This window comes from Sphingobium sp. B11D3A, assembly GCF_025961695.1.
Classification (GTDB): Bacteria; Pseudomonadota; Alphaproteobacteria; order Sphingomonadales; family Sphingomonadaceae; genus Sphingobium.
This window is the reverse complement of the sequence record NZ_JAOQOE010000001.1, coordinates 1431429-1456431: the sequence shown is the minus strand read 5'-3', so window position 1 is coordinate 1456431 and position 25003 is coordinate 1431429. Positions and strand designations below refer to the sequence as shown.

Genomic DNA, 25003 nt, shown 5'->3' with positions numbered 1-25003 from the left:
CAACCTGTGATGATAGGCTCATCGCATATCGCCGCAACTGGTCTAAGGGGCAGGGCGCTATGTCGCAGTGCCTGCGAGCGCCTCAGGTCAGGCGCATTTGGCGCAGGTGCCCAGCACTTCGATAACGGGACGTTCGGTTGCGAACCCGTCTTCCCCGGCGATGCGGCGGACTTCGCTGGTCAGCCTGTCATTGTCGATATGCGTGGCCTCGCCGCAGGCCTTGCAGACCAGGAAGATGCAGTCGTGCAGGCAGCCGGGATGGGCGTTGGCGATATAGGCGTTGGCGCTTTCCACCCGCTGGGCGAGGTTGGTCGCCACGAACAGGTCGAGAATGCGATAGATGCTGTTGGGCGCGACGCGCTTCCCCCGCTTCTGCGAGACCTTGTCTGCGATATCATAGGCAGAGGCCGGCTTTTCCTCGGCCGCGAGCACATCGAAAATGTCGCTGCGCATGTCCGTCCACTGCTCGCCCTTGGCTTCGAGCGTGGCGCGGGCCGCAGCCGAGAGCTTGATGCCCGTCGGCTCGGCATGGTTGTGAATATGATGGTCAGCGGTGGCCATGCTCACAATCTAAGCTCTGCTGGCCGACGCCACAAGCCTTGGCGAACGCGTGCGGCGCGCGACGGAGGCTACGCGGGATCGCAGTCCGGAATTTGCATGAAATCCGGCAGAATTGTCGAAAGCGTTTTTCCGAAAATTGACTTCATCCACTTATTGGCCGGCATCATCTCCTTGTTTATCGGCGATTTTTGGACTGGAAATATCTGCAAAGCACTGGTTTTAAAGCAGAAATAGGAACTCTGAAAATTGTGCCTAATTGGCAACACTCCGTTCGATTGCGTTATCGATGATATTATCCGCTTGAGTTTGTCCCGGATCGTCGCCTAGCCTATTAGTTAGCTTACTACGAGAGTGTGCCGACAAGGCTGTGTCAGCGACCTGACGATCCAGAATCGGGCTCCGGAAAGTGGGCGGGAGTGCAGTCGTCGGGAGGCGGCTGAGAAAAGGGAGAGGAAACTTATGTCTGTAAAAATGGACTCGTTTTGCGTGCGCGCGGCATTGGCGTGCACGACGGCACTGACGGTTCTGTCCATGCCATCGGGCGCGATCGCGCAGCAGGCCGATGGCGCTGACGAGCAATCCATCGTGGTCACCGGCTCGCGCATCGTTCGACGCGACTATGAAGCCAGCAGCCCGATCGTCACAGCGGGGCAGGAACTGCTCCAGAACAGCTCGACCGCGGCGCTTGAGACCAACCTCAACAAGCTTCCCGGCTTCACGCCGGTCCAAACCCCCGCCATTGCGAGCGACATTCAGCCGACCGCTACCAGCACGCCCGGCGCTGCGACGGTTTCGCTGCGCGGCCTCGGCACCAACCGTTCTCTGGTGCTGGTCGATGGGCGCCGGGCAACACCGGCCAATGGGCTTGGCGTTGTCGACATCAACACGATTCCGGCAGCGGCTATCGAGCGGGTCGAGATCATCACTGGCGGTGCCTCGGCGACCTACGGCGCGGACGCCGTGGCCGGCGTGGTCAACTTCATCCTGAAGAAGAACTTCCAGGGTCTTCAGTTCGATACCCAGATGGGCATCTCCCAGCGGGGCGACGGTCGTGAGTTTTCGATCAGCGGGATCATGGGCGCGAACTTCGACGATGGCCGAGGCAACATCACGATTGGCCTGTCCATGAACGATCGCGAAAGCGCCCTGCGCCGCGACCGGCCCTGGTTCCGCAGCGCGTGGCAGGACCCCCGCTTCACCGGCACCGAGTTCTTCCCCGATTTCTCGGGCTATCAGCCGGTCGGCGGTAACAATCCCAGTCAGGCTGCGCTGAACAACCTGTTCGGAACGACTGCGGGCGGCGCCGCGCGCGTTGCGGCCGGCAGCCGGCTTTACTTCAACGACGATGGCACGGCTTTCACCGGCTTCTTCCAGAGCCCTCCCGGGGGCGTTTCGCGCTTCAAGGGCGATCTGACCGGCCTGAAATGGAAGCGTCAGGGCGACGGAACGCTCGGGCAGAATTTCCAGGACGAGCTGCTGGTTCTGCCGCTCAACCGTTACAACCTCTATGCGCGCGGCAATTACGAGATCAACGACTGGATCGGCGCCTTCGCGCAAGGCACGTTCACGCGCGTTCAGACCCGCACGGTCCAGCAGCCCTCGCCATCCGTGAACGGATGGTCCGCGCTCATTCCCGTCGATGGGCGAGCAATCCCAACCGAGTTGGCGCAGGTGCTGGCTTCGCGCGGTAATCCGACTGCGCCCTGGCAGCTCACTTACTACCTCAATTACGCCAACCGCGAATCTCGTACAGATGTGTTCACCTACAATCTGGTCGCCGGTTTGGAAGGCAAGGTGCCTGGCACTGACTGGACTTGGGAAGCCTATGCGTCTCAGGGTGAGTCCGAAACCAATGCCCTGATTACGGGTACGGCCTCGCTCGCGCGCTTCCGGGCTGTCATCCAATCGCCCAACTGGGGCGCCGGATTCAGCTCACAGGGGAACGCAGCCTTTGGCGGTTTCGGTGCGGCATCGGCCACCTGCACGAGCGGCTTCAATCCGTTCAACAAGGCCGCGCAGATCTCCCAGGATTGTATCGACGCCATCCGCGCCGACCTCAAGAACCGGGCAGTCATGCAGCAGAGCGTGTTTGAAGCGAACGCGCAGGGCGGGCTGTTCAACCTGCCGGCCGGTCAGGTTCGTGCGGCGGTCGGTGCGAGCCATCGTCAGAACCGCTATGAGTTCGAGAACGATACGCTGACCTCGCAGGGCACGTCCTTCCAGGATCAGGCGATCGGCATCTATCCGAGCGGCAACTCGAAGGGGCTCATCCGCGTGGATGAATTCTACGGCGAGTTGCTCGTGCCGGTGCTTTCCGATCTGCCGCTGATCCGCAAGCTGGACGTGACCGTGGGTGCGCGTAACTCCCACTACAACACGACCGGCAATGCCTTCACCTGGAAGGCGATGGCCGATTGGGAAGTTGCCGACTTTCTCACCATCCGTGGCGGGTTCAACAAGGCTATCCGGGCACCGAACGTGGCCGAGTTGTTCTTGGCACCCCAGCAGACCTTCACAGCGGCTGGTGGTGGTGACGTCTGTCGCCTGAATAACACCTTGGGCTGGTCCGCCAATACGGCCACCAATCCGAACGCCGCCAATGTGCTGGCGGTCTGCCGCATCCTGATGGACCAGACGATCGCCGGGACCGCAAACACCTTCTACTCCGACCCGGCCTTCTACAATGCGCAGGGCCCGGCCTTTGCGTTCCCGACCCTCGTTGGAAATCCGAGCATTCAGCCCGAAAAGGCCAAGACCTGGACTCTCGGCGCCGTGTTCAAATCCACAGCGACCAGCGAGTTGCTGCGTCGCCTGCGACTGACGGTCGATTATTATAATATCAAGGTGGACGACGCCATCGGCCCCCTCACGCTCGACACCGCACAACGCCGTTGTTTCGACCCCGCGTTCAATCCGGCGATCAGCAACAATCCGGCCGCTGCTGCCGCAGCAGCGACCTGCCAAGCCATTGGACGCGTGGCCGGCGATGGCGCGCTGGGTAATGTGCAGGTCACCTACTTGAACAACGGACGTTTCCGCACCTCGGGTATCGATGTGCAACTCGACTGGTCCGTTCCGGTGGGACCGGGCACGTTCAGCGTGAACTCGGTGTTCAACTATCTGCTCTCGATGAAATCTGCGCCCCTTCCGGCTTCGGCCGGACCGGCCGGGCAGCTGGTTGAATATGCCGGCACGCTGGGGCCGGTGGGCAGCGCAGCCATTGCCGAGAACGGCATCAACCCTGGCTCCTTCCGCTGGAAGATGCTGAACTCGTTCAGCTATGCGGTTGGGCCTGTCACGGTTGGGGTACAGTGGCAGCATCTGCCTGCCGCCAAGTCGATCACCTATACTTCCAACAACGCCACCACCTTTGTGGGCGCACCGGCTTACGATCTGTTCAATCTGAACGGCTCGTTCGCGGTGACACGGGATGCGACGCTGCGTTGGGGTGTGGACAATCTGTTCGACAAGGCGCCGCCGCTGATCGAGTATAATACAGCGGCTCCGCTCGGGAATGGCGTGGGTGCCAGCCCGTTCAATGCCTACTTCTATGATATGAATGGCCGCCGCTTCTACCTCGGCGCGTCGTTCAAATTCTGAGGATGACGGACTAAAAGGGGGAAAGAGGGGACTGCCTGCCGGGCATTCCCCTCTTATCTTTGTTTCAGGACAAGGCCGGGGCCGGAGCGGGCCGCGCGAAGAGGAGAGTGGATTATGGTGTTGCGGTCGATCCGGCCTGTGCCGATTGCGGTGCTGACGATGCTTCTGGCGGCGTGCAGCGGCGTTGAGGGGAGCGAAACGTCTCTCGGCCCCGCCGCCATCGATCAGGCGCGGCTCGAAGCGGCTGGCAAGGATGACGACAACTGGCTGACCTATGGCCGCACCTATGATGAGCAGCGCTATTCGCGGCTCACCCAGATCAATGACGGCAATATCGGCGAGCTGAGCCTCGCCTGGGCGCTGGAACTCGATACCGCGCGCGGGCAGGAGGGCACGCCCATCGTGGTCGATGGCGTGATGTACACCTCCACCGCCTGGTCCAAGGTCGTCGCCATCGATGCCGCGACCGGCAAGCAGCTCTGGCAGTTCGACCCGGAGAATGAAGGCTCCAAGGCCGCGCACGCCTGCTGCGACGTCGTCAATCGCGGCGTCGCCGTGTGGAAGGGGCGCGTCTTCGTCGGCACCATCGACGGTCGGCTGATTGCCATCGACGCCAAGACCGGCCAGAAGGTCTGGGAGACCATCACGGTCGACCAGAAGAAGCCCTATACCATCACCATGGCCCCGCGCGTGGTGCGCGACAAGGTGATCATCGGCAATAGCGGCGCGGAATTGGGCGTGCGCGGCTATGTCTCCGCCTACGATACAAACACCGGCAAGCTCGTCTGGCGCTTCTATACGGTGCCCGGCAATCCGAAGGACGGACCGGATGGCGCTGCCTCCGACGCGATCCTGGAGAAGCTGGCCCGGCCGACCTGGTATGGCGAGAATTACTGGAAGCTCGGCGGCGGCGGCACCGTGTGGGACAGCGTGGTCTACGATCAGGAACTGAACCAGCTTCTCATCGGCGTGGGCAATGGCTCGCCCTGGAATCACAAATGGCGCAGCGCCGGCAAGGGGGACAATCTCTTCCTCTCCTCCATTCTCGCGCTCGACCCGGATACCGGCGCCTATAAGTGGCACTATCAGATCAATCCCGGCGAAACCTGGGATTACACGGCCACCCAGCAGATCATGCTCGCGGATCTGAAGATCGACGGGCGCGACCGCAAGGTGCTGATGCAGGCACCGAAGAACGCCTTTTTCTATGTGATCGACCGGACGAACGGCAAGCTGATCTCCGCCAAGCCCTATGCGCGGCAGAACTGGGCTGAGGGCATCGACCTCAAGACGGGGCGGCCGATCGAGAAGCCCGGCGTGCGCTATGACAATGGGCCGGCGCTGGTCATCCCCTCGGGCATCGGCGCCCATGCGTGGATGCCGATGAGCTATTCGCCCAAGACCGGCCTCGTTTACATTCCGGCGATGGAGCATCCTCTGGTCTATGGCGATGCCGATCCGTTCGTGATCCATGAGGGGCGCTGGAATACGGCAGTGTCCTTCCTCGATCCGCCGGCGATGCCGGGTCTGCCCGATACCGTGGAAGGGCGCCGCAAGGCCCTCGAATCCATGGTGAAGGGCAAGCTCGTCGCTTATGATCCGGTGACGCAGAAGCCGCGCTGGGAAGTCGAGCGCGACTGGCCGTGGAATGGCGGCACGCTGGCGACCGCTGGCAACCTCGTCTTCCAGGGCACGCCGCATGGCGACTTCGAGGCGTTCAGCGCGGACAATGGCAAGAAGCTGTGGTCCTTCCAGACCCATCGCGGCGTGCTGGCCGGGCCGATCACCTATCGCGTCAATGGCGAGCAATATATTGCCGTCATGGCCGGCTATGGCGGCTCGATGGGTATGGCAAGCGGCACGCCGTTCATGAAGAACAAGATGCCCAACGGCCTCGTGCTGGCGTTCAAGATCAAGGGCAGCGGCAAGCTGCCGCCCTACACGCCGATCCCGCAGCCCGAGCCGACGCCGAGCAACGAGACCTTCACGGCGGCGCAGATCGCGACCGGCCAGAAGGGTTTCTTCCAGTTCTGCCAGATCTGCCATGGCGGTCCGGTCAACCCCAACCTGCGGCGCTCACCGCTGATTGCCGACAAGGATCTGTGGCAGCAGGTGGTGATTGGCGGCGCGCTGGCACAGAATGGCATGGCGAGCTTCGCGGCCTATCTCAAGCCCGAAGAAGCCGAGGCCATCCGCGCTTATCTCAACCAGCAGGCAAAGGCGCTGCTTGCCGAAGAGAAAGCCAAGGCACGCTGATCAGACCGACCGCGCAACCGCATAATGCGTTGCGCGGTCGGCGGCGGTCGTGCAACTCCTGCTAACGCTATGGTCTAACGATCCGCCCGCAAGGGCGGGTCGCGCGTTGAGGAGAGAGTGATGCCGCCCAAATCCCTGTTTGCCCGCTGCCTGATGGCGGCGTCTCTGATGCTTCTCCCACTGACGGCCAGCCGGGCCGAGGTGAAGGTGGAGCACATCAAGGTCCACTCGCAGGCGGTGGAAGGCAATCTGGAAGGAAACAGCGCCGACCGCGACGTGATCGTCTTCCTCCCGGAAGATTATGCGACGAGCACCAAGCGCTATCCGGTTGTCTATTTCCTGCACGGCTTCATGGGATCGGCCGAGGGCTATGACAAATATATCGGCTTTGCCGACGCGCTGAACACCGCCGAGGCCAAGAACCGCCAGGCGATTCTGGTCGTGCCGGATTCCAACTCGCGCCATGGCGGCTCGATGTACTCGAGCTCCCCGACCACTGGCAATTTCGAGCGTTTCATTGCGCAGGATCTCGTTGCCTATGTCGACAAGCACTATCGCACGCTCGCCAAGCAAGAGTCGCGCGGCCTGAGCGGCCACTCAATGGGCGGCTACGGGACGCTACGCATTGCCATGAAATATCCCGGCGTGTTTTCGAGCATCTACGCGATGAGCGCCTGCTGCCTCTCCGCCCGCCCGGTGGATGCAGAGCGCAGCCAGCGCCTCGAAGCGATGAGCATGGATGAAGCGCTCAAGGGCGACTTTGGCGTGCGGGCCGACTTCGCGGCAGCCTCGGCATGGTCGCCCGCGCCGGACAAAGCGCCCTTCTATCTCGACCTTGGCACGCAAAAGGGCGTCGTCCAGCCTCAGATCATCGCGCAATGGGCGGCCAATGCGCCGCTTGCCATGGCCCCGCAATATCTGCCGGCGCTCAAGAGCCTCAAGGCCATCGCGATTGACGTGGGGGACAAGGACACCCTCATCAAGGATAATGGCGATATGGCCAAGCTGCTTGACCGGATGGGGGTTGCGCATAGCTATACCGTCTATGAGGGCGACCATGGCAATCGCGTGCGCGAGCGCTTCCGGGCTTTCGTCCTGCCCTTCTTTGCCGAGCATCTCGCCAAGGATTGATTTCGCGAAAGGTGAGCGCGGCACCGCTCTGGCCCCACACCCCCTGCCCGGTTCGAGACCGGCAGGGCGCGATGTGCGTTGGATGGTCGCGCCTGTCCTTTAGCCGACATGTTTTCTCCCTAACTGTGTGACAGGCGCGCAATTGACAGCGCAGAGATCGACAAAATCGATCTTTGCGTTGAGATTAATCAATTTTGCCTGAACAACAATGATGCCTATGTGCAAGGCGTCAATTCACCAAGAGGAGCAGACATGAGTCTCGTAAACACCCCGATCAAGCCGTTTTCCGCCACGGCCTTCAAGGAAGGCAAGTTCGTCGACGTGACTGAGGCGGACGTGAAGGGCAAGTGGGCCGTCTTCTTCTTCTACCCGGCTGACTTCACCTTCGTTTGCCCGACCGAGCTTGAGGATCTGGCAGACATCTACCCGACGCTCCAGGGCATGGGCGTGGAAGTCTATTCGGTCTCCACCGACACGCACTTCTGCCACAAGGCCTGGCACGACACGTCGCCGGCCATCGGCAAGATCAGCTACTACATGCTGGGCGACCAGAACCACAGCATCTCGAACAATTTCGAGATCCTGCGCGAAGGCGTCGGCCTTGCTGACCGTGGCACCTTCGTCGTGGACCCCGAAGGCACGATCCAGCTGGTCGAGATCACGCCGGAAGGCGTCGGCCGCAACGCTGCCGAACTGCTCCGCAAGATCAAGGCGCTGCAATATTGGGCGAGCCACCCCGGCGAAGTCTGCCCCGCCAAGTGGGAAGAAGGCGAGAAGACCCTCGCACCTTCGCTCGACCTCGTCGGCAAGATCTAATCCTAACAACCCCTCCCCTTCAGGGGAGGGGCAAGGGGTGGGGGCGATGCGCAGCATCGCTCGCGCAGCGACAAGTTGCGGCCTCCAGCCCCACCCCAACCCCTCCCCTGAAGGGGAGGGGCTCTATCTCGACCAACCCCTCCCATGAAGGGGAGGGGCTCTATCTCGAAAGGAGCCCTCTCATGCTCGACGCCGCCATCAAGAGCCAGTTGCAGGCCTATATGGCCAACATCAAGCAGCCGATCGAGCTGGTGCCGTCGCTGGACGACAGCGCCAAGGCGTCGGAGCTGCGGGGCCTCCTAGAAGACATCGCCGGGCTGAGCGATCTTGTGACCATTGCGGCCGATGAAGGCGATGCGCGCAAGCCCAGCTTCCTCATCCGCCGGGCCGGCACGGATATCGGCGTGCGTTTCGCCGGCATTCCGCTCGGGCACGAGTTCACCTCGCTGGTGCTGGCGCTGCTGCAGGTGGGAGGCCACCCGCCCAAGGTGAGCGATGACGTCATCGAGCAGGTCAAGGCGCTGGAGGGCGACTATCAGTTCGAAACCTATTTCTCGCTCTCCTGCCAGAACTGCCCGGACGTGGTGCAGGCGCTCAACCTGATGAGCGTGCTCAACCCGCGCATCCGCAACGTCTCCATCGATGGCGCGCTGTTCAAGGCGGAAGTCGATGAGCGCAAGGTGATGGCGGTGCCCAGCGTCTATCTGAATGGCGAGCCGTTCGCCTCCGGACGCATGGATATCGAGCAGATCCTCGCCAAGCTGGATACCGGAGCTGTCGCCCGCGCGGCCGAGAAGATCGCCGCCAAGGAGCCGTTCGACGTGCTCGTCGTCGGTGGCGGGCCGGCCGGTGCCGCCGCGGCCATCTATGCCGCGCGCAAGGGCATCCGCACGGGTGTCGTTGCCGAGCGGTTCGGCGGGCAGGTGCTGGATACCATGGGCATCGAGAACTTCATCTCCGTGCCGCACACCGAAGGGTCGAAGCTGGCTGCTGCGCTGGAGCAGCATGTGAAGGATTATGATGTCGACATCATGAACCTGCAGAAAGCCAGCAAGCTGGTGCCGGCCAAGGCGCCGGGCGGCCTCGCTGAAGTGCAACTGGAGAGCGGCGCGACCCTCAAGGCCAAGGCGGTGATCCTCGCCACCGGTGCCCGCTGGCGCACGATGAACGTGCCCGGCGAGGACGAGTATCGCAATAAGGGCGTGGCTTATTGCCCGCACTGCGATGGCCCGCTGTTCAAGGGCAAGCGCGTGGCGGTGATCGGCGGCGGCAACAGCGGTGTCGAGGCCGCGATCGACCTCGCCGGCATCGTCAAGCATGTCACGCTGGTCGAGTTCGACAGCCAGTTGCGCGCTGACGCCGTGCTGCAGCGCAAGCTGCACAGCCTGCCGAATGTGACGGTGGTGACCTCCGCCCTGACAACGCAGGTGCATGGCGATGGCGAAAAGGTGGTGGGCCTGACCTATCGCGACCGCAACAGCGATGAATCGCATCTGGTCGAACTGGAAGGCATTTTCGTCCAGATCGGTCTGGTGCCCAACACCGAATTCCTCACCGACGCGGTGGCGCTGAGCAATCGCGGCGAGATCGAGATCGATGCGCGGGCGCACACCTCGCAGCAGGGCATTTTCGCGGCGGGCGACTGCACCACCGTGCCCTACAAGCAGATCGTGATCGCGATGGGGCAAGGTTCCACCGCCGCGCTCTCCGCCTTCGATTATCTGATCCGCCTCGCGCCGGCAGAGGAGCAGGCGAAGGCGGCCTGAGCGGAGCTGATCGGTTAAGATTTGAAAGGGGCGTTCGGCACGGGCCGGGCGCCCCTTTCTTGCGGATGCGCGCGCGCATATCCCGTTTGGGAGATGCCGGGTCGATCACCTTCTGGCAGGCGCAGGCTGTAGCGGCGAACGGATGAAATCCCGAGCCGGTCCATGTCTTTGCCAGGGGGTGCATCATGATAGTTTCACGGACTTATTCCAGGGCCTTGCTGCTCGCTTCGGCAGCGGCGCTGTCACTCACCCTGTCTGCCTGCGGAGACGAAGGCGTGAACTCGACGCCGACGCCCACGCCTGCCCCCACGCCCACGCCTGCGCCGACACCCACGCCATCACCGACACCCACGCCGACCCCGACGCCAACCCCCACGCCGACTCCCACGCCTGCTGCGGGGCCGATCGCCAACGTCGTTGCAGGGCCGGGCACCAACGCGACGCCGGTCGTGCAGGCCACCAATGGCGCCTCGTTCGATACCCAGACGTCGGGAACGATCAGCTTTCCGCTCAGCCAGCTTGCGGTGAATTTCGACGCACAGGGGAATCCCACCGCCGCGGCGACTGCCAACGCCAATGGCGTCACGATCAGCCGGGACTCATCGGGCTTGAAGTTCACCGTCAATGTCCCCGCGGCCGGGATCACCAATGTGGCCCTCGTCGAGGATTGCGACGATTGCTACTCGGCCAACCTCTCCAACGGTCGCAAGCTGGAGGTCGTGCTCGATGGCGAGCTGGATAATGGCGATCTGAGCTATCTGCGCTTCGGCGAATGGGCGGTCTTTGGACAGAACGGCCAGCTTGGAACTTATGCGCCGCTGATCGGCGGGTACGAAACGCCGAGCGCCGGCATGCCGACAAGCGGCACCGCCACCTATGCCGGCGAGGTGGAGGGCTATGTCAGCTTTGTCGATGGCAGTGCCCGCAATGTCGGCGAGCTGGAAGGCAATGCCGCGATCAGCGTGAACTTTGCCGCCAACAGCCTGACCGGCACCACGTCCAACATGCAGGTTGGCTACGAGAAGAACGGCAACTGGCAGCAGGCGGCGTGGAACGACGCCTCGTTCACCGCTTCGCTCTCCGGCAATGACTTCTCGGGCGCCACGGCGGTGACCAGCGCACCGAGCGGTGCGGCATCCTTGCAGAGCGGCGCGGTCGGCACGATCGGCGGCAGCTTCTACGGGCCGGCAGCCGATGAGGTCGGCGCGATCTGGTCGCTCTCCGACGGCACGAACACGGCGCTCGGCACGATCGCCGGAATCAAGCAGTAACCCGAGGGGCGATCCGCTGCCCGCGCGTGGGGCGCCGAGGGCGTGGTGGGGGCAGCGGATCGAATGGGACGGCAGCACATGTCTGCAGTGGGAGCATTCATGCTGATGTCCCAGGTGGGGGCGATGGCGATGGCCGGGACACCAACGGCCATCGCCGCGCATCCCGATGCGGCGGCCAGCAGCGCGCCGGAAGCGGCAGCGCCAGCGGCGGCCATGTCGGTGTCGGCAGAGGCCTATGCCGAACGGCTCGCGCGTGATCCGGCCAATCCCGAGCTGCGGTTTCGCCTCGGCATGGCGCTGATGGAAGCGGGGCGAACGCGCGAGGCGATCCGGCAGTTCCGACATTTGCTGGCCGATCAGCCGCAGGCCGTGCGTGTGCGGCTGGAGCTGGCGCGCGCTTATTATGTCGCCCGGGATTATGCCAATGCCGAGCGACAGTTCCGTCTGGCCGGCGCGGCCAATCTGCCCGCGATCGTCTCCGCCAATGTCGATCGCTACCTCAAGTCCATTCGCGAGATGCGATCCTGGTCGTTCAGCGCCTCCTTCGCGCTCGCGCCGGATACCAACATCAATGCGGCGACGGCGGCGGAAACGATCGAGCTCTACGGCCTGCCGTTTGACCTGTCGGAAGCAGCCCGCCGGTCGAGCGGGGTGGGGGTCTATGGGCAGATCGGCGCGGAGTGGGCGCCGCGTCTGTCCGCCCGGGTTCGGCAGCGATTTGGCGCATCCCTCTCGCGGCGCGATTATCAGGGGCAGCAGTTCGACGACATGGTGCTGAGCGCCTATCTCGGCCCGCGCGTGACGCTGGGCCGGTTCGCGCTGGCCGCCGCCGGCACGGCCTCCCGCCGCTGGTATGGGGGGCAGCCCTATAGCCGGATGCTCGGCGGTCAGGCGGATGTCGCTTACTATCCGGGCACCCGCACGGCGATCAGCCTGCAAGCCAGCGCGAGCGACCTGCGCCATAAGGGCGCCACGCATCTGAATGGGGCGCTGCTCGGCCTGTCGCTGGGCGTCACGCGCTCGCTGGACAAACAGAGCCTCGGCAATTTGCGCGTCGGCATCAATCGTCACGATGCGGCCAACCGCGCTTTTGCCCAGACCTCCTACACGGCGGGCGCTATCTACGCGCGCGAATTGCCGATGGGCTTCTCGCTCTCGCTGCAGCCCGGTTTTTCCTACAGCCGCTTCGATGGCGTGTTTGCCGCGTTCGGCACGGCGCGGCGTGACACGAGCTACAGCCTTGGCGTGAGCGCGCTCAATCGCAAGGTGACGCTTGGCCGGTTTGCGCTGCGCGTGGGCGTCTCGCATACGATCAACGAGAGCAATATCGCGCTCTACGCCTACCGCCGTACGCGCTTCGACATCGGCGTGACGACGATTTTCTGATCTGGCGGGCATGCGGTCTGCGCGCAGGGCGATCACGCTGCGCCGTAGCGTCCGGGTCGTGCCGGCGGGCACGCAGGCTTGTCGAGGGGACTGTCGCGTCGCCCGCAAGGGGTTGAAACCAAGCGGGTAGCCGATAAGTTTGGCCTCATGTGACGCGACACTGCGTTTTCCCAAGGATTGAGGTTTTCCGACAAATGCCTTCAAAGCATGTTCTTGCCCCGTTGAGCGCCGTCGCGCTCGCGCTGTCCACGCCGCTCGCCGCCCAGAAGGCGGAGACCATCACCGCGCCATGGACCGGCCCCTATGGCGGCGTGCCCGCATGGGACAAGGTGGACCCGGCGGCATTCCCTGCCGCGTTCGAGGCGGTGATGGCCTCGGTGAAGGCGCAGTTCGAGGGTGTGCTGGCCAGTAAGGCCGCCCCGACGTTCGACAATACCATCACCGCGCTTCAGAAGGAGACGCTGTCCGACCGGGTGATGCCGATCTGGGGCGTGTATGTCTCCAATCTCTCCAATGACGACATCCGCCGCATTCAGGGTGAGTGGAGCCCGAAGCTCAGCGCCTTCTTCAACGAACTGACGCTCGATCCGCGCTATTTCGCGCGGGTGAAGGCGCTCTACGACAAGCGCGACACGCTGGGCCTCGATGCCAAGCAGATGCGGCTGCTGACCCGCACTTATGAGGATCTGGTCGCCAACGGCGCCATGCTGGATGCCGCGCAGAAGAAGGAGCTGATCGGCATTGAGACCGCGCTGGCGCAGGAGTTCAGCAGCTTCCAGAACAAGGTGCTGGCCGATGAGGAGAAGTTCATCACCTTCACCAGCGAGGCCGATCTCGTGGGTTTGCCGGCCGACTTCGTGGCGACGATGAAGTCTGCGGCGCAGGACAAGGGCGTGGATGGCTGGCTGCTGATCAACACCCGTTCCTATGTGCAGCCCTTCCTCGAAAGCTCGACGCGGCGCGACCTGCGCAAGAGCGTGTTCGAGGCGTTCGCCAATCGTGGCGACAATGGCGATGCCAATGACACCAATGCGACCATCGCGCGGATCGTGGCGCTGCGTGCCCAGCGGGCGAAGCTGCTCGGGTTCAAGACACATGCCGAATACCGCATGCGCGACACCATGGCGCAGACGCCGGACAAGGCGATGGCCCTGATGATGAAGGTGTGGCCGGCAGCCGTGGCCCGCGTGCGCGAGGAAGTGGCGGACATGCAGGCTATCGCCGATGCGGAGGCAAAGGCCGGCAAGGGGCCGAAGATCACCATCGAGCCCTGGGACTATCGCTTCTACGCCGAGAAGGTGCGCAAGGCGAAGTACGACCTCGATCAGAATGAGGTGAAGCCCTATTTCCAGCTCGACAAGATGGTCTCCGCCATGTTCGACATGGCGAACCGGCTCTACGGCTTCACCTTCACCGAGAATAGCGGCGCCGTGCCGGTCTTCCACCCCGATGTGCGGACCTTCGAGGTGACGCGCGGTGGCAAGGTTGTCGGGCTGTTCTACCTCGATACCTGGGCACGCACCGGAAAGCGCTCCGGGGCGTGGATGACCACCTACAAGGGGCAGGATCATCTCAACGGCAATGAATATGTGCTGGCGTCCAACAATAACAATTTCGCCAAGGGCAGCGCCGGGGTGCCGACGACGATCAGCCTCGACGATGCGACCACGCTGTTCCATGAGTTCGGCCACGCGCTGCATTATCTGAGCTATGACATCACCTGGCCGGGGCTGGGCACGACGCCGCGCGACTTCGTGGAATATCCGAGCCAGGTTCATGAGAATTGGGTGCTGACGCCCTATATTCTCGAGACCTATGCGCGCCATTTCCAGACGGGCGCGCCGATCCCCAAGGCTCTGGTCGACAAGATCAAGGCCAGCGATACCTTCAACCAGGGCTTTGCCACGGTCGAATATCTCTCGTCGGCCATCGTGGACATGAAGCTGCACAATCGTCCCGACGCGCCGACCGATATCGACGCGTTCGAGCGGGAGACGCTGGCGGAAATCGGGATGCCGAAGGAGATGATCATGCGGCACCGCCTGCCGCAGTTCAATCACCTGTTCTCATCCGATGCCTATTCGGCGGGCTATTACAGCTATTTGTGGTCCGAGACGATGGATGCGGACACCTGGGCTGCCTTTGAGGAGACCGGCAATGTCTGGGACCCGGCGCTGGCCGCGCGCTTCAACAAGGCGCTGCTCTCGACCGGCAACGAGACCGACCGGGCCGAAGCGTACCGCGCCTTCCGTGGTCGCGACCCGGATGTGAATGCGCTGCTGCGCAAGCGGGGCTTCCCTGTTCCGGCGCAGTAATCCCGCCTCAATCCGTGCGATTTGCTTTTTGTTAGTGCGGGGAACCCGCCTCGATTTGGAACGAATGCCCCGGGCAGGATTTCTGAATTAGACTGAGTAGATAGCGGATATAGGACGGATGCTGATTTCACAGGAGGAAGAAGCGCGGCTGCGCGCCTCTTTCGAGGCGTTTATCATGGACCGGAGTTTTCCGTGCGTGGGGGCCAAATCGGCTCTCTCGCGCGGGACGCTTAACATTCTGGTGGGCTGGTCCATCGACAGCGGCTGGGATGACCTGCGGCTGCACGGCGAATTGATGGCCTGGGCGCAATCCTATGCGAGCGACCCGGGGCTGTTCCGCAGCCTCGCGATCATTTTCGCGCATGCGGCGCCGCTGGACGAAAAGGCCTATGAGCAGGCGATGTGGGACCGCCTGCAATCGCTGGCCGACAAGGACGCATGGCTTGGCCTGCCCTATGATGAGCGGGTGAGCCGCGATCCGGACGATCCCCATTTCTCGCTGAGCTTTGGCGGCGAAGCCTTTTTCGCAGTGGGCCTGCATCCGGCGGCGAGCCGGCCGGCGCGGCGTTTCGAGCGGCCGGTGATCGTGTTCAACCTGCACGATCAGTTCGAGCAATTGCGTCAGGAAGGGCGCTACGAAAAGATCCGCGAGACGATCATCGCCCGCGATGTCGATCTTGCCGGTGAAGCCAACCCGATGCTTGCACGCCACGGCACGAGTAGCGAGGCCGCGCAGTATAGCGGGCGGCATGTCGGCGAAGACTGGAAATGCCCGTTCCATGACCCCCGCGAGGTCGCGTGATGGCAGAGCGTATTCCGCCCCGTTCGGGCGTGGCGTTCGAACTGCGTGCCGGCCAGTATCTGACCGTGATCGACCCGGAAGGGTGCCAGGTGGCGGACCTGCTGGCCTATAATCGCGCGGATATCGGCGAGGTGCTCAGCAATGGGCGCACTCTGGATTATGAGGAGACCATTCGGCTGACGACGGGCAACAGGCTGTGGTCGAACCGGTCCAATGTGCTGCTGACGATCGAGCAGGATACGGTCGGCTGCCATGATTTTCTGCTGACGCCGTGCAGCACCGATACCTTCCTACATTTTTATCCGGACAAGCCGGTCGTTCCGGGTTGTTTCGGCAATCTGGCAGCGGCGCTCGCGCCCTATGGAATCACGGCCGATATGATCCCGGTCGCGTTCAATTGCTTCATGAATGTGCCGGTGGGGGCGGACGGCAAGATCAGTGTTCTGCCGCCGCTCAGCTCGGCGGGCGACCGGATTGTCCTCAAGGCGGAGATGGATCTGATCATCGGCCTGACGGCCTGCTCGGCTTATGCCAGCAATGGCGGGAGCTTTCGGCCGATCGATTATATGGTTGAAGATCTGGTTTAGGGCGTTGCGACCCGGTCTCCCCTCCTCTTTAGGGGATCGTTGCAAAACGGTGTGACATTTGATTCACTTGCCTTGCGTTGAGGAGGCAGGTGATGACAGGTCAGCTCGGTTTTGCGGAGGGTTGGGTATCGCCCAAACTTGGTCGGAACGAGAGCCTGGATCGGCTATCGCAGGATGTGCGGTGGTATCGGTTCGAGAAGCTGCTGGTGCGGCTCGATCAAGGGGGCGGACGGCCGCCGTTTCCACCGTTACTGATGCTCAAGGCCTTGCTTTTACAGCAGTTCTATGGGCTGTCGGATGCCGATCTGGAAGAGGCGATCAACGATCGGGTGTCGTTCCGGCGGTTCATCGGCCTGCCGCTCGAAGCCTCGTCGCCCGATCACACGACGCTGTGCCGGTTCCGCAATCGCCTGGTCGAGGCCGGGCTGAGTGAAAAGCTGTTTGGCGAGTTCTCGCGCCAGTTGGAGGCGCGCGGTATCGTGCTCAAGCGCGGCACGATGATCGATGCCTCGCTGGTGGCAACGCCCTTCCGCCCCGGCTCGAGCAGCGGCACGCGCGAGGCAGTGGACGATGATGCGACGCTGACCATGCGCAAGCATCGCGCGCATTATGGCTACAAGGTGCATATCGGCACGGATCAGGACAGCCGCCTGATCCGCCGGCTGGTACTGACCGGAGCAAACGTGGCCGACACCGACATGGCAGAGCGCCTCGTGTGCGGCGACGAGCAGGCGGTCTATGCCGACAAGGCCTATGCCAAGCGGGCGCGGCGACAGTGGCTCAAGGCAGCCGGGATCAAGCCGCGGATCATGCACAAGACTTGGGGCGGCGGCCCGCCGCTTACACCCTTGCAGCGCCGCCACAACGACCTGATCTCCCCCATCCGTGCCCAGGTCGAGGGCGTGTTCGCCACGCTCAAGCGATGGATGGGGTTTACGGCGGTGCGCTATAACGGCCTGAAAGCAAACCGAAGTCACTGCTTTCTGCTCGCCCTTGCCTACAACATGAAGCGATCGCTTAAACTGGCCTGAGCCAGACTCCAGAACGCCAAGAGGGCGGCCTCCCAATGCCGGAACCCCGCCCTCTTCAGGGGCACAGTACGTACCCAGATCCACGGTCGCTTACGAAAAAGACCCAATTACCCCTTTCGCAACGATCCCCTGAAGAGGAGGGCTCAGGTCGCGCTCGCTATCGCTTCGTCAACCAGCGCAGCCGCCTCAGCGCAAACGCCGGTCGTTGGCCGTCACGGCGCTGTGATAAGGCGCGAGCATCTTGCCCGGTAGCGCCATCATGGCGACGGTCGTCGCCACATTGCGCTCCATCATCCGCATCCAGTCATGGGGCCAGAAGGGCTGGCCCGAGGCGAGGCGCTGCATGTCGCGGGCGTTGGCCGCGCCGGTCTGGCGCAAGCGGCGGGCGCCGCGATCCTGCGCGCGGGCCGCCTTGCCGAAGGCGTCAGTCTTTTCCGTCACCATCAGGCTGAGCTCGCGACCATCGGCGGTGAAGGGGGACTGCCATGCCGCCATGATGATCGGCGTGCGGGCGAGCAGGACATTGTGCGTGCTCACCATCGTCTCGGTGGCCCGAATGCAGGTCTGCGCGAAATCGAACCACATCGAAAAGGGGTTGGCAGTCATGGCGGTGCTCCTGTTGCAGGAGCACAATGAGCGAGAGGCGGATTGGCCCCCGGCGCGCCGGCTGATTATTATCATCCGGATGGTTAGGCGTGGCGGCGTGTCAGGCGATCCAGAGGCGCAGGACCCAGGCCACGACGCCGAGCACGCACACGCTCGCCAGCCAGATGCCCGCCATCCAGCCGAGGCGCTGCCACAGCGGTGCCTCTTCCGGTATGCGGGTCAATGATAGCCCTCATGGCCAACCTTGCCCCGGAAGACCCAATAGGACCAGCCGGTATAGGCGAGGATGAGCGGCAGGGTGATCGCGACGCCGACCAGCATGAAGATCTGGCTCTTCTCAGGCGCTGCCGCATCCCAGATGGTGATCTGATCCGGCACGACATAGGGCCAGATGGTGACGCCAAGACCCGCCATGCCGAGGAAGAACAGGGCCAGCGCCAGAAGGAACGGCATCAGTTCGCGCCGCGTCTTGAGCGCGTAGAAGAGCGCGCCGGCGACGATGGCGGTGAGCAGCGGCACCTGGCTGGCGAACAGGATGTTCGGCATTTCCAGCCAGCGGGCGCGATAATCGGACAGCAGCAGCAGATTATAGGCGCTCACCGCACCCATGAGCAGCAGCGTGGCGATCGCCGCCTTGAAGGCGAGCCGATAGGCATGCTCCTGCACCTCGCCTTCCAGCTTCCAGATCATCCAGCAGGCGCCGAGCAGGGCATAGCCCGCGACCACGCCGGCGCCGGTGAGCAGGGTATAGGGCGTCAGCCAGTCCCACCAGCTGCCATCATAGGAGCGCCCGGTGACGTCGATGCCCTGCAGCAGCGCGCCGAGGATCATGCCCTGCGCCAGCGCGGCGACCACCGAGCCGCCGAAGAAGCACATGTCCCACAACGCGCGGTGGCCCGGATCGCGCCAGCGGAACTCGAAGGCGACGCCGCGAAAGACGAGCCCCAGCAGCATGGCGATGACCAGCGGGTAGGTGGCCGGCAGGATGATCGCATAAGCCAGCGGGAAAGCAGCCATCAGGCCACCGCCGCCGAGCACCAGCCAGGTCTCGTTGCCATCCCACACCGGCGCCACGGAGTTCATCGCGCGATTGCGCCCGTGGCCGACCGTGATGGTGGGGAACAGGATGCCGATGCCCAGATCGAACCCGTCCATCACCACATAAGCGAAGACGGCGAAGGCGATGATGAACGCCCAGATGACCGTGAGATCGATCATGAGTCGGCCCTCCCCTGTACTGTCGGCTGAACTGGTGACGTCGACCTGGGGTCGCCTTGCGCCGGGCCGGGTGTGATCCCGGCGGTGCGGATCGGACCGCGTTCGGTCTCCTCCACGCCTGTCTCGCCCGGGTGCGGCGGCATGTTCATGAGGCGCAGGATATACCAGGTGCCCGCGCCGAACACCGCGAAGTAAATGACCACGAAGGCCAGCAGCGAGGCGGCGACGGCCGGCGCGGCGAGCGGCGAGGCCGCATCGGCAGTGCGGAGCAGGCCATAGATCACATAAGGCTGGCGGCCGACTTCGGTCGTCACCCAGCCGGCGATGACGGCGACGAAGCCCGCCGGCCCCATGACCAGCGCGAAGCGGTGCAGCAGCGACCAGTCATACAGGCCCTTGCGCCACCGGGCCAACAGGCTGGTCATGCCCAGCGCGAGCATCAGCATGCCCAGCCCCACCATGATGCGGAAGGACCAGAAGACGACGCCGACCGGCGGACGCTCATCAACGGGAATGGTCTTGAGGCCGTCGATCGGGGCGTGGATGTCGTGTTCCAGGATGAGGGAGGTCATGCCCGGAAGTTTCACGGCATAATCGACCCGCTCTTCCTTGGCGTTCGGCACGCCGAAGAGGATGAACGGCGCGCCATCCGGATAGCTCTCATAATGGCCCTCCATGGCGAGCACCTTGGGCCGCTGATGCTCCCAGCTGTTCAGCCCGTGCATGTCGCCGACGAAAATCTGGATGGGCGCGACCAGCGCGATCATCCACATGGCCATGGAGAACATCTTGCGCGCATGGGCATTGGCGCGATCGCGCAGCAGATGCCAGGCGCCGACCGCGCCGACGACCAGTGCCGTAGTGAGATAGGCAGCGGTCACGGTGTGGACGAGGCGGTAGGGGAAGCTGGGATTGAAGATGATCGGCAGCCAGCTGTCACCGGGGAGGAACTGGCCGTTCGCGCCCATGATGTGGCCCTGCGGCGTCTGCATCCAGCTGTTGACCGACAGAATCCAGAAGGCCGAGACGAAGGTGCCGATGGCGACCATCAACGTGGCGAAGAAATGCAGCTTCTTGCCGACGCGGTTCATGCCGAACAGCATGACGCCGAGGAAGCCTGCCTCCAGAAAGAAGGCGGTGAGGACTTCATAGGCCATCAGCGGCCCGATGACCGGCCCGGCGACATCCGAGAAGACCGACCAGTTGGTGCCGAACTGGTAGGACATGACGATGCCCGAGACGACGCCCATCGCAAAGACGATGGCGAAGATCTTCAGCCAGTAGCGGAACAGGTCGATGTAGACCGACTTGCCCGTCTTGAGCCACAGCCCTTCGAGAACGGCAAGATAGCTGGCCAGGCCGATCGAGAAGGCCGGAAAGATGAAGTGAAAGCTCACCGTGAAAGCGAACTGGATACGCGCCAGCAGGAGAGCGTCGGCCTCCGCGAACATAGCACTGGTCCCTATATGGTTCCCATGGTCGACGGCTCGTGGCGCGTCGATGGGCCGGTCCTACCAGTCTGACGCTGGAGATTGAAGGGTTGCTCGGAACTCTCCGGCAGCGTTGCCCGGAAGCCACAGTTTTTGTTCTGGAATCTTGGGCCGGGTGACACAGCGCTCAGGAATGAAGAAGGCCGCGACCAGCATGAGCTGGCCGCGGCCTCCGTTTAAATCGTCGTGAGAAAGATCAGAACTTCTTCTTCACGCTCACAGCCCATTCGCGTGGACGACCGGGCTGGCCATTGGAGTAACCCTGGCCACCGACCGTCTGGTCATAGATGGTCAGCAGATAATATTCGTCGAGCAGGTTGGTCACTTCGAGCGAGACATCGAGATCCTCATCCGCATTCCGCCAGGTCAGACGGGCGTTTGCCACGCCATAGGCGTCGATGCGGTTACTCGAGCGGTTGGCCGAGACCGTATAGACCTTGCTCTGGTACGAGGCGTCGATGCGCGGCGTCAGCGAACCGGAATTACCCAGATCGATGCGATACTGCGCGCCGATGCTCCACTTCCACTTGGGCGTGTAAGGCGCATAATCGCCAAACTGCGGGCCATTGAGGTTGGTGGGTCCACCGACGGCCACCGTGGAGGTGCCGGACGTGTAGGTCCCGAACTTCTTGTAGTCGAAGTCGATGTAGCTCAGCGATCCATCAAGCGTCATGCCCTCGACCGGGCGGATGGTGATCTCCGCTTCCAGACCCTTGATGTCGGCATCGCCGGCGTTGACGGGAAGCGCGCAAGGCGCACCGAAGCCAGCCCCGGTGATCGCCGTGCAATTGCTGAGGGTAAGCTGGATTCCCTTATACTTGCTGAGGAAGGCCGCGACGTTGAAGCGTACCATGCGATCGAAAAGATCGGTCTTGAACCCAAGCTCGTACGCGCTCAGCGTTTCCGGCCCGAAGGAGAGGGCCTGCTGGACGAAGAACGGACGGGGATTCACGCCGCCCCCTTTGAACCCGGTGGAAAACTGGGCATAGGCCATGATGTCCGGCGTAAAGGCATATTGCACGTTGGCGCGATAGTCGACGCGATTTCCGCTATACTTGCCCACGGTGCCGTTCAGCGGCAACACGCCGTTCGCCGCAAGCGAGGTCGCATCCAGATAAGGCCGCTGGCGGACATAGGTGTAGGTCTTGGACTCCTCGGTATAGCGAATGCCGCCTGTCAGGGTCAGCTGTTCGACCGGGTTCCACGATAGGTGAGCAAACACAGCCTTGCTGTCTGCATCTACCGGATCGCTCTGCTGGAACTGCAGGCCAGAGGAGCGCAGGTCCTGGAAGGATGTGTAGACCGACTTCTGATCGCTGTAATAGCCGCCCAGGGTGAAGTTGATCTGGTCGTTGACCTTTCCGTTCAGGCGCAGTTCCTGGCTGAAGAAGCGGAAAGTCAGCGGGCCATAGCCGAGGCTGTGGGCCATCGGCGACACGTCGTTGTCGTTGGAGAAGTTGGACGTGTACTCGCGATAGGCGGTGATCGAGTTAAGCTGGAAATTTGGCGAGATTTCCCAGTCGATCTGTCCGGAGAGACCCCAACCCTTGAAACGCACGCGTCCGTCGCCAGAGGCGGCGCGATAGGTGAGCGGCTGACCCCCGACGAGGATCGGCTGGCCGTTCTGACCGATCGCGGTGTCCGCGGGCATGTCATAGGTCGCGAAGTTGCAGTAATTGCCGCAGATGAAGCGGTTGTCATAGGCCAACTGGTTGGCATTGGCGGTATTGCCGATCGGGAACGGGTTGATGTCCCGCTGTGCGGAGGCGGTCGCATAGTTCTGCGCCGGTGAGGAGCCGGGCGCCGGGGTCAGCGGCAGCGGGTAGCGCGGCGAGGCCACCGTGCCATCCGGATAAGTGCGCAGCAGCAGCACCGAGCCGGCCGCGACGCGATCGTCGTCGGTGTAGTCGCCGATAATATTGATATCGATCGTGTCGCTGGGGCGCAGGCGCAGTTGCGCGCGCGCTGCGATGTAGTTGACCTCTCCTTCCTTGGCGAGCACGCAGTCCGGACGATTGGTGCGCGCGGGCACACCGCCGACGGGATTGATCAGCTGCGGAGCGCGGGTGGGATTGGCTGCGGTGGCGAAGGCCGGCGTGAAGGTCGCCGTGCCGCCAGCGGGATACATACAGCCAAAGTCGAGCCGATCGACATAGCCTTCCTGCTTCTTGGCGACGCCGGCAATGCGCATGTCGATGCCCTGTGCCAGATTGAAGTCGGCACTGCCGCGCAGATCGATGCGGTTGCGGCTGCCATAGGCTGCGGCGACATAGCCGGTGTTCGTGCCTTCCGGCTTCTGCGAATAGAGCTTCACCGCGCCGCCGATGGAGTTACGGCCGGCCAGCGTGCCTTGGGGGCCGCGCAGCACTTCCACGCGATCGAGGTCGAGCAGGTCGAGGATCGAGCCGGTGAGCGTGGCGTAATAGACGTCGTCCACATAGAAACCGACGCCCGGTTCGACCGCCGGGTTGAAATCGAATTGTCCGACACCGCGGATATTGGCGCCGAGCGATGGGCCAAAGGCAGCGCCCTGTGGCTTCAGTGTCACAGAGGGGGCCTGGTTGGCGACCTGGCTGATATCGGTCTGGCTGCGTGCTTCCAGCATCGCCGCATTCACGGCGGTGATGGCGATCGGCGTATCCTGCAGATTTTGCTCGCGAAACTGTGCCGTGACAATAATATCGCCGTCGCTCGCCGCCTGCGTATTGCTCGCCTGCGGTGCGGCATCCTGGGCGAAAGCATTGGTCGACGAGATCAGCGCGATCGCGGACGACAAAAGCGCAAAACGGAACTTTCTCATGACATCTCCCCTGTGTGTAATTTATTTTGTCCTACTATAATTGGGATATCTAAGGATGCGAAGCGCAAAATCGGGACTGGCCGTTTCTTTCTTCCGACCGGTCGAGGAAACCTGATCGGGCAGACCGCCGCCAAATTACGGCAGGCAAAGGCATTTGCCTTCTCCAATGGTGCACGCGGACTTGTTTCATGATGCACGGGCGCAACAGTGGCTGCACTGTAAGCGGCTTGACTTGGGAGCGGTCTCACGAAACAATCTCTCGCAAAGAGATAATGCGGGCGGCCGGTCCTAAGAGGGATGCGAGCGGCCCCGGACATGAGGACGGGAGAGGGCAGTGGGCGCAGCGCGCAGAGTCTCGACTGAGGACATCCCAGACCGCGACCGGCTGGGGTTCTGGAATGCCGGCGCCGCGGCTATCGGCGGGGTAGAAGCCGACCGGATCGAGGACCACGTTTTTCAGGGCGTCGTCGTCCGCCGGGCGCTCGGCGATGCCAAGGTCTTTCGGCTCGACACATCCCCGCATCGCGCGGCGTGGACGCGGCGCCTGATTGCCGCAGGCGAAGGCGATCCGCATGTCCGCATCTGGTTTCAGCACCGCGGCTCGACAATCGTCTCGACCCGCCATGGCGAGCATATCGTGCGGGCCGGGCAATGGTCTGTGAGCGACGGGCGATATCCCTATGTGGCGACGCATCTGGAAGCCTCGCGCAAGCTGGCGCTGCAACTACCGCTCGGTCGGCTGGCGCGCCACGAGCAGGACGCAATCGCCCGGCTGCCCGGTGCGCTGCAGGTCGGCGGCGGCATCGCGCGCATGCTGCAGGCGTGCCTGCACAGCGCGATTACCACGACCGCCGAGACGGACGACCGGCTCGATGCCGATCTTGGCGAGACGATGATCGATTTCATGCGCATGCTGCTGCACGAGCAGCGGCTGGGTAGCGACGTGGCGCCGATGCGCGAACTCACCCAGGACCGCATCCGTGCGTTTGTGCGGCGGAACGTCGGCAATCCCGCTCTATCCGTCGATATGATCGCCCAGGCGATGAAGTGCTCGAAGCGCTATGTGCACAAGGTTTTCAACGGCGACGAGACGATCAGCGAATACATCTGGGGAACGCGGCTTGAAAGCTGCCGCGCCGCGCTGGCGTCGCCCAAGGCGGCGCAGACGACGCTGACGCAGATCGCCTTCGAGAACGGCTTTAGCAGTTCCGCGCATTTCAGCCGCGCCTTCCGCGAAAAATTCGGCACCGCGCCCAAGGCGTATCGCGCGCAGATGTTGGATGCCGGTTCACGCACGGACAAAACGCGCATGTCCGCCCCGACAAGCGCGGGGACGTGACGATGCTAGGCTGACAGCCGATCGAGTG

18 protein-coding genes are annotated in these 25003 nt (G+C 63.1%); 12 read left to right on the top strand and 6 right to left on the bottom strand.

Annotation, left to right across the window (positions count from 1 at the left end; genetic code table 11):
* Positions 1–87: 87 nt before the first annotated feature.
* Complete coding sequence (locus M2332_RS06930; protein WP_264571155.1) at positions 88–561, bottom strand: Fur family transcriptional regulator; 474 nt, start codon at positions 559–561, stop codon at positions 88–90.
* 471 nt (positions 562–1032) lie between these two features.
* On the opposite strand from M2332_RS06930, the gene M2332_RS06925 reads away from it, so the two are divergent.
* From M2332_RS06925 to M2332_RS06875, 11 genes are all read left to right on the top strand, one after another.
* Positions 1033–4161, top strand: a complete 3129-nt coding sequence (locus M2332_RS06925) for a TonB-dependent receptor plug domain-containing protein (protein WP_264573475.1) — start codon at positions 1033–1035, stop codon at positions 4159–4161.
* A gap of 114 nt (positions 4162–4275) precedes the next feature.
* Positions 4276–6417, top strand: a complete 2142-nt coding sequence (locus M2332_RS06920) for a PQQ-dependent dehydrogenase, methanol/ethanol family (RefSeq protein WP_264573474.1) — start codon at positions 4276–4278, stop codon at positions 6415–6417.
* Between the two features lie 120 nt (positions 6418–6537).
* Positions 6538–7548: an alpha/beta hydrolase gene (locus M2332_RS06915; protein ID WP_264573473.1), complete on the top strand. Its 1011-nt coding sequence runs from the start codon at positions 6538–6540 to the stop codon at positions 7546–7548.
* Between the two features lie 252 nt (positions 7549–7800).
* Positions 7801–8364 (top strand): alkyl hydroperoxide reductase subunit C, encoded by a 564-nt coding sequence (ahpC, locus tag M2332_RS06910; protein ID WP_181560465.1) that lies wholly within the window; start codon positions 7801–7803, stop codon positions 8362–8364.
* A gap of 182 nt (positions 8365–8546) precedes the next feature.
* Positions 8547–10130 (top strand): alkyl hydroperoxide reductase subunit F, encoded by a 1584-nt coding sequence (ahpF, locus tag M2332_RS06905; RefSeq protein WP_264573472.1) that lies wholly within the window; start codon positions 8547–8549, stop codon positions 10128–10130.
* Between the two features lie 185 nt (positions 10131–10315).
* Positions 10316–11401, top strand: a complete 1086-nt coding sequence (locus M2332_RS06900; RefSeq protein ID WP_264573471.1) for a transferrin-binding protein-like solute binding protein — start codon at positions 10316–10318, stop codon at positions 11399–11401.
* A gap of 99 nt (positions 11402–11500) precedes the next feature.
* A complete protein-coding gene (locus tag M2332_RS06895) occupies positions 11501–12787 on the top strand; it encodes a porin family protein (RefSeq protein ID WP_264573470.1) in 1287 nt (428 codons plus the stop codon).
* Between the two features lie 221 nt (positions 12788–13008).
* The gene (locus M2332_RS06890) at positions 13009–15102 is read left to right on the top strand and encodes a M3 family metallopeptidase (RefSeq protein ID WP_264573469.1); all 2094 of its coding nucleotides are present in this window, start codon (positions 13009–13011) and stop codon (positions 15100–15102) included.
* Between the two features lie 118 nt (positions 15103–15220).
* Positions 15221–15904 (top strand): guanitoxin biosynthesis heme-dependent pre-guanitoxin N-hydroxylase GntA, encoded by a 684-nt coding sequence (gene gntA, locus M2332_RS06885; RefSeq protein ID WP_264573468.1) that lies wholly within the window; start codon positions 15221–15223, stop codon positions 15902–15904.
* Positions 15904–16491, top strand: a complete 588-nt coding sequence (locus M2332_RS06880; protein ID WP_264573467.1) for an urea carboxylase-associated family protein — start codon at positions 15904–15906, stop codon at positions 16489–16491. Before gntA ends, M2332_RS06880 begins: the two co-directional genes overlap by 1 nt.
* A 92-nt stretch (positions 16492–16583) precedes the next feature.
* Complete coding sequence (locus M2332_RS06875; protein ID WP_264573466.1) at positions 16584–17522, top strand: IS5 family transposase; 939 nt, start codon at positions 16584–16586, stop codon at positions 17520–17522.
* A gap of 186 nt (positions 17523–17708) precedes the next feature.
* Here the strand turns inward: M2332_RS06875 and M2332_RS06870 are convergent, their stop codons facing one another.
* The 5 genes from M2332_RS06870 to M2332_RS06850 form a co-directional block, all read right to left on the bottom strand.
* Positions 17709–18128, bottom strand: coding sequence for a hypothetical protein (locus M2332_RS06870; RefSeq protein ID WP_264573465.1), 420 nt, complete (start codon positions 18126–18128; stop codon positions 17709–17711).
* A gap of 100 nt (positions 18129–18228) precedes the next feature.
* A complete protein-coding gene (locus M2332_RS06865) occupies positions 18229–18351 on the bottom strand; it encodes a DUF2474 domain-containing protein (RefSeq protein ID WP_264573464.1) in 123 nt (40 codons plus the stop codon).
* Positions 18348–19346: a cytochrome d ubiquinol oxidase subunit II gene (gene cydB, locus M2332_RS06860; protein WP_181560456.1), complete on the bottom strand. Its 999-nt coding sequence runs from the start codon at positions 19344–19346 to the stop codon at positions 18348–18350. Before cydB ends, M2332_RS06865 begins: the two co-directional genes overlap by 4 nt.
* Positions 19343–20797: a cytochrome ubiquinol oxidase subunit I gene (locus M2332_RS06855; protein WP_264573463.1), complete on the bottom strand. Its 1455-nt coding sequence runs from the start codon at positions 20795–20797 to the stop codon at positions 19343–19345. Before M2332_RS06855 ends, cydB begins: the two co-directional genes overlap by 4 nt.
* A 235-nt stretch (positions 20798–21032) precedes the next feature.
* The gene (locus tag M2332_RS06850) at positions 21033–23636 is read right to left on the bottom strand and encodes a TonB-dependent receptor (RefSeq protein ID WP_264573462.1); all 2604 of its coding nucleotides are present in this window, start codon (positions 23634–23636) and stop codon (positions 21033–21035) included.
* Between the two features lie 334 nt (positions 23637–23970).
* Here M2332_RS06850 and M2332_RS06845 point away from each other — a divergent pair, with 334 nt between their 5' ends.
* On the top strand, positions 23971–24975 hold the full coding sequence (locus M2332_RS06845) for a helix-turn-helix domain-containing protein (protein ID WP_264573461.1): 1005 nt from the start codon (positions 23971–23973) through the stop codon (positions 24973–24975).
* Positions 24976–25003: the final 28 nt, after the last annotated feature.

Coding starts and splice junctions, on each gene's coding strand:
- M2332_RS06925 (WP_264573475.1), top strand. CDS start 1,033: ATGGACTCGTTTTGCGTGCGCGCGGCATTGGCGTGCACGACGGCACTG.
- M2332_RS06900 (WP_264573471.1), top strand. CDS start 10,316: ATGATAGTTTCACGGACTTATTCCAGGGCCTTGCTGCTCGCTTCGGCA.
- M2332_RS06870 (WP_264573465.1), bottom strand. CDS start 18,128: ATGACTGCCAACCCCTTTTCGATGTGGTTCGATTTCGCGCAGACCTGC.
- M2332_RS06895 (WP_264573470.1), top strand. CDS start 11,501: ATGCTGATGTCCCAGGTGGGGGCGATGGCGATGGCCGGGACACCAACG.
- M2332_RS06930 (WP_264571155.1), bottom strand. CDS start 561: ATGGCCACCGCTGACCATCATATTCACAACCATGCCGAGCCGACGGGC.
- M2332_RS06920 (WP_264573474.1), top strand. CDS start 4,276: ATGGTGTTGCGGTCGATCCGGCCTGTGCCGATTGCGGTGCTGACGATG.
- M2332_RS06915 (WP_264573473.1), top strand. CDS start 6,538: ATGCCGCCCAAATCCCTGTTTGCCCGCTGCCTGATGGCGGCGTCTCTG.
- M2332_RS06875 (WP_264573466.1), top strand. CDS start 16,584: ATGACAGGTCAGCTCGGTTTTGCGGAGGGTTGGGTATCGCCCAAACTT.
- gntA (WP_264573468.1), top strand. CDS start 15,221: ATGCTGATTTCACAGGAGGAAGAAGCGCGGCTGCGCGCCTCTTTCGAG.
- ahpC (WP_181560465.1), top strand. CDS start 7,801: ATGAGTCTCGTAAACACCCCGATCAAGCCGTTTTCCGCCACGGCCTTC.
- M2332_RS06855 (WP_264573463.1), bottom strand. CDS start 20,797: ATGTTCGCGGAGGCCGACGCTCTCCTGCTGGCGCGTATCCAGTTCGCT.
- M2332_RS06850 (WP_264573462.1), bottom strand. CDS start 23,636: ATGAGAAAGTTCCGTTTTGCGCTTTTGTCGTCCGCGATCGCGCTGATC.
- ahpF (WP_264573472.1), top strand. CDS start 8,547: ATGCTCGACGCCGCCATCAAGAGCCAGTTGCAGGCCTATATGGCCAAC.
- M2332_RS06880 (WP_264573467.1), top strand. CDS start 15,904: ATGGCAGAGCGTATTCCGCCCCGTTCGGGCGTGGCGTTCGAACTGCGT.
- cydB (WP_181560456.1), bottom strand. CDS start 19,346: ATGATCGATCTCACGGTCATCTGGGCGTTCATCATCGCCTTCGCCGTC.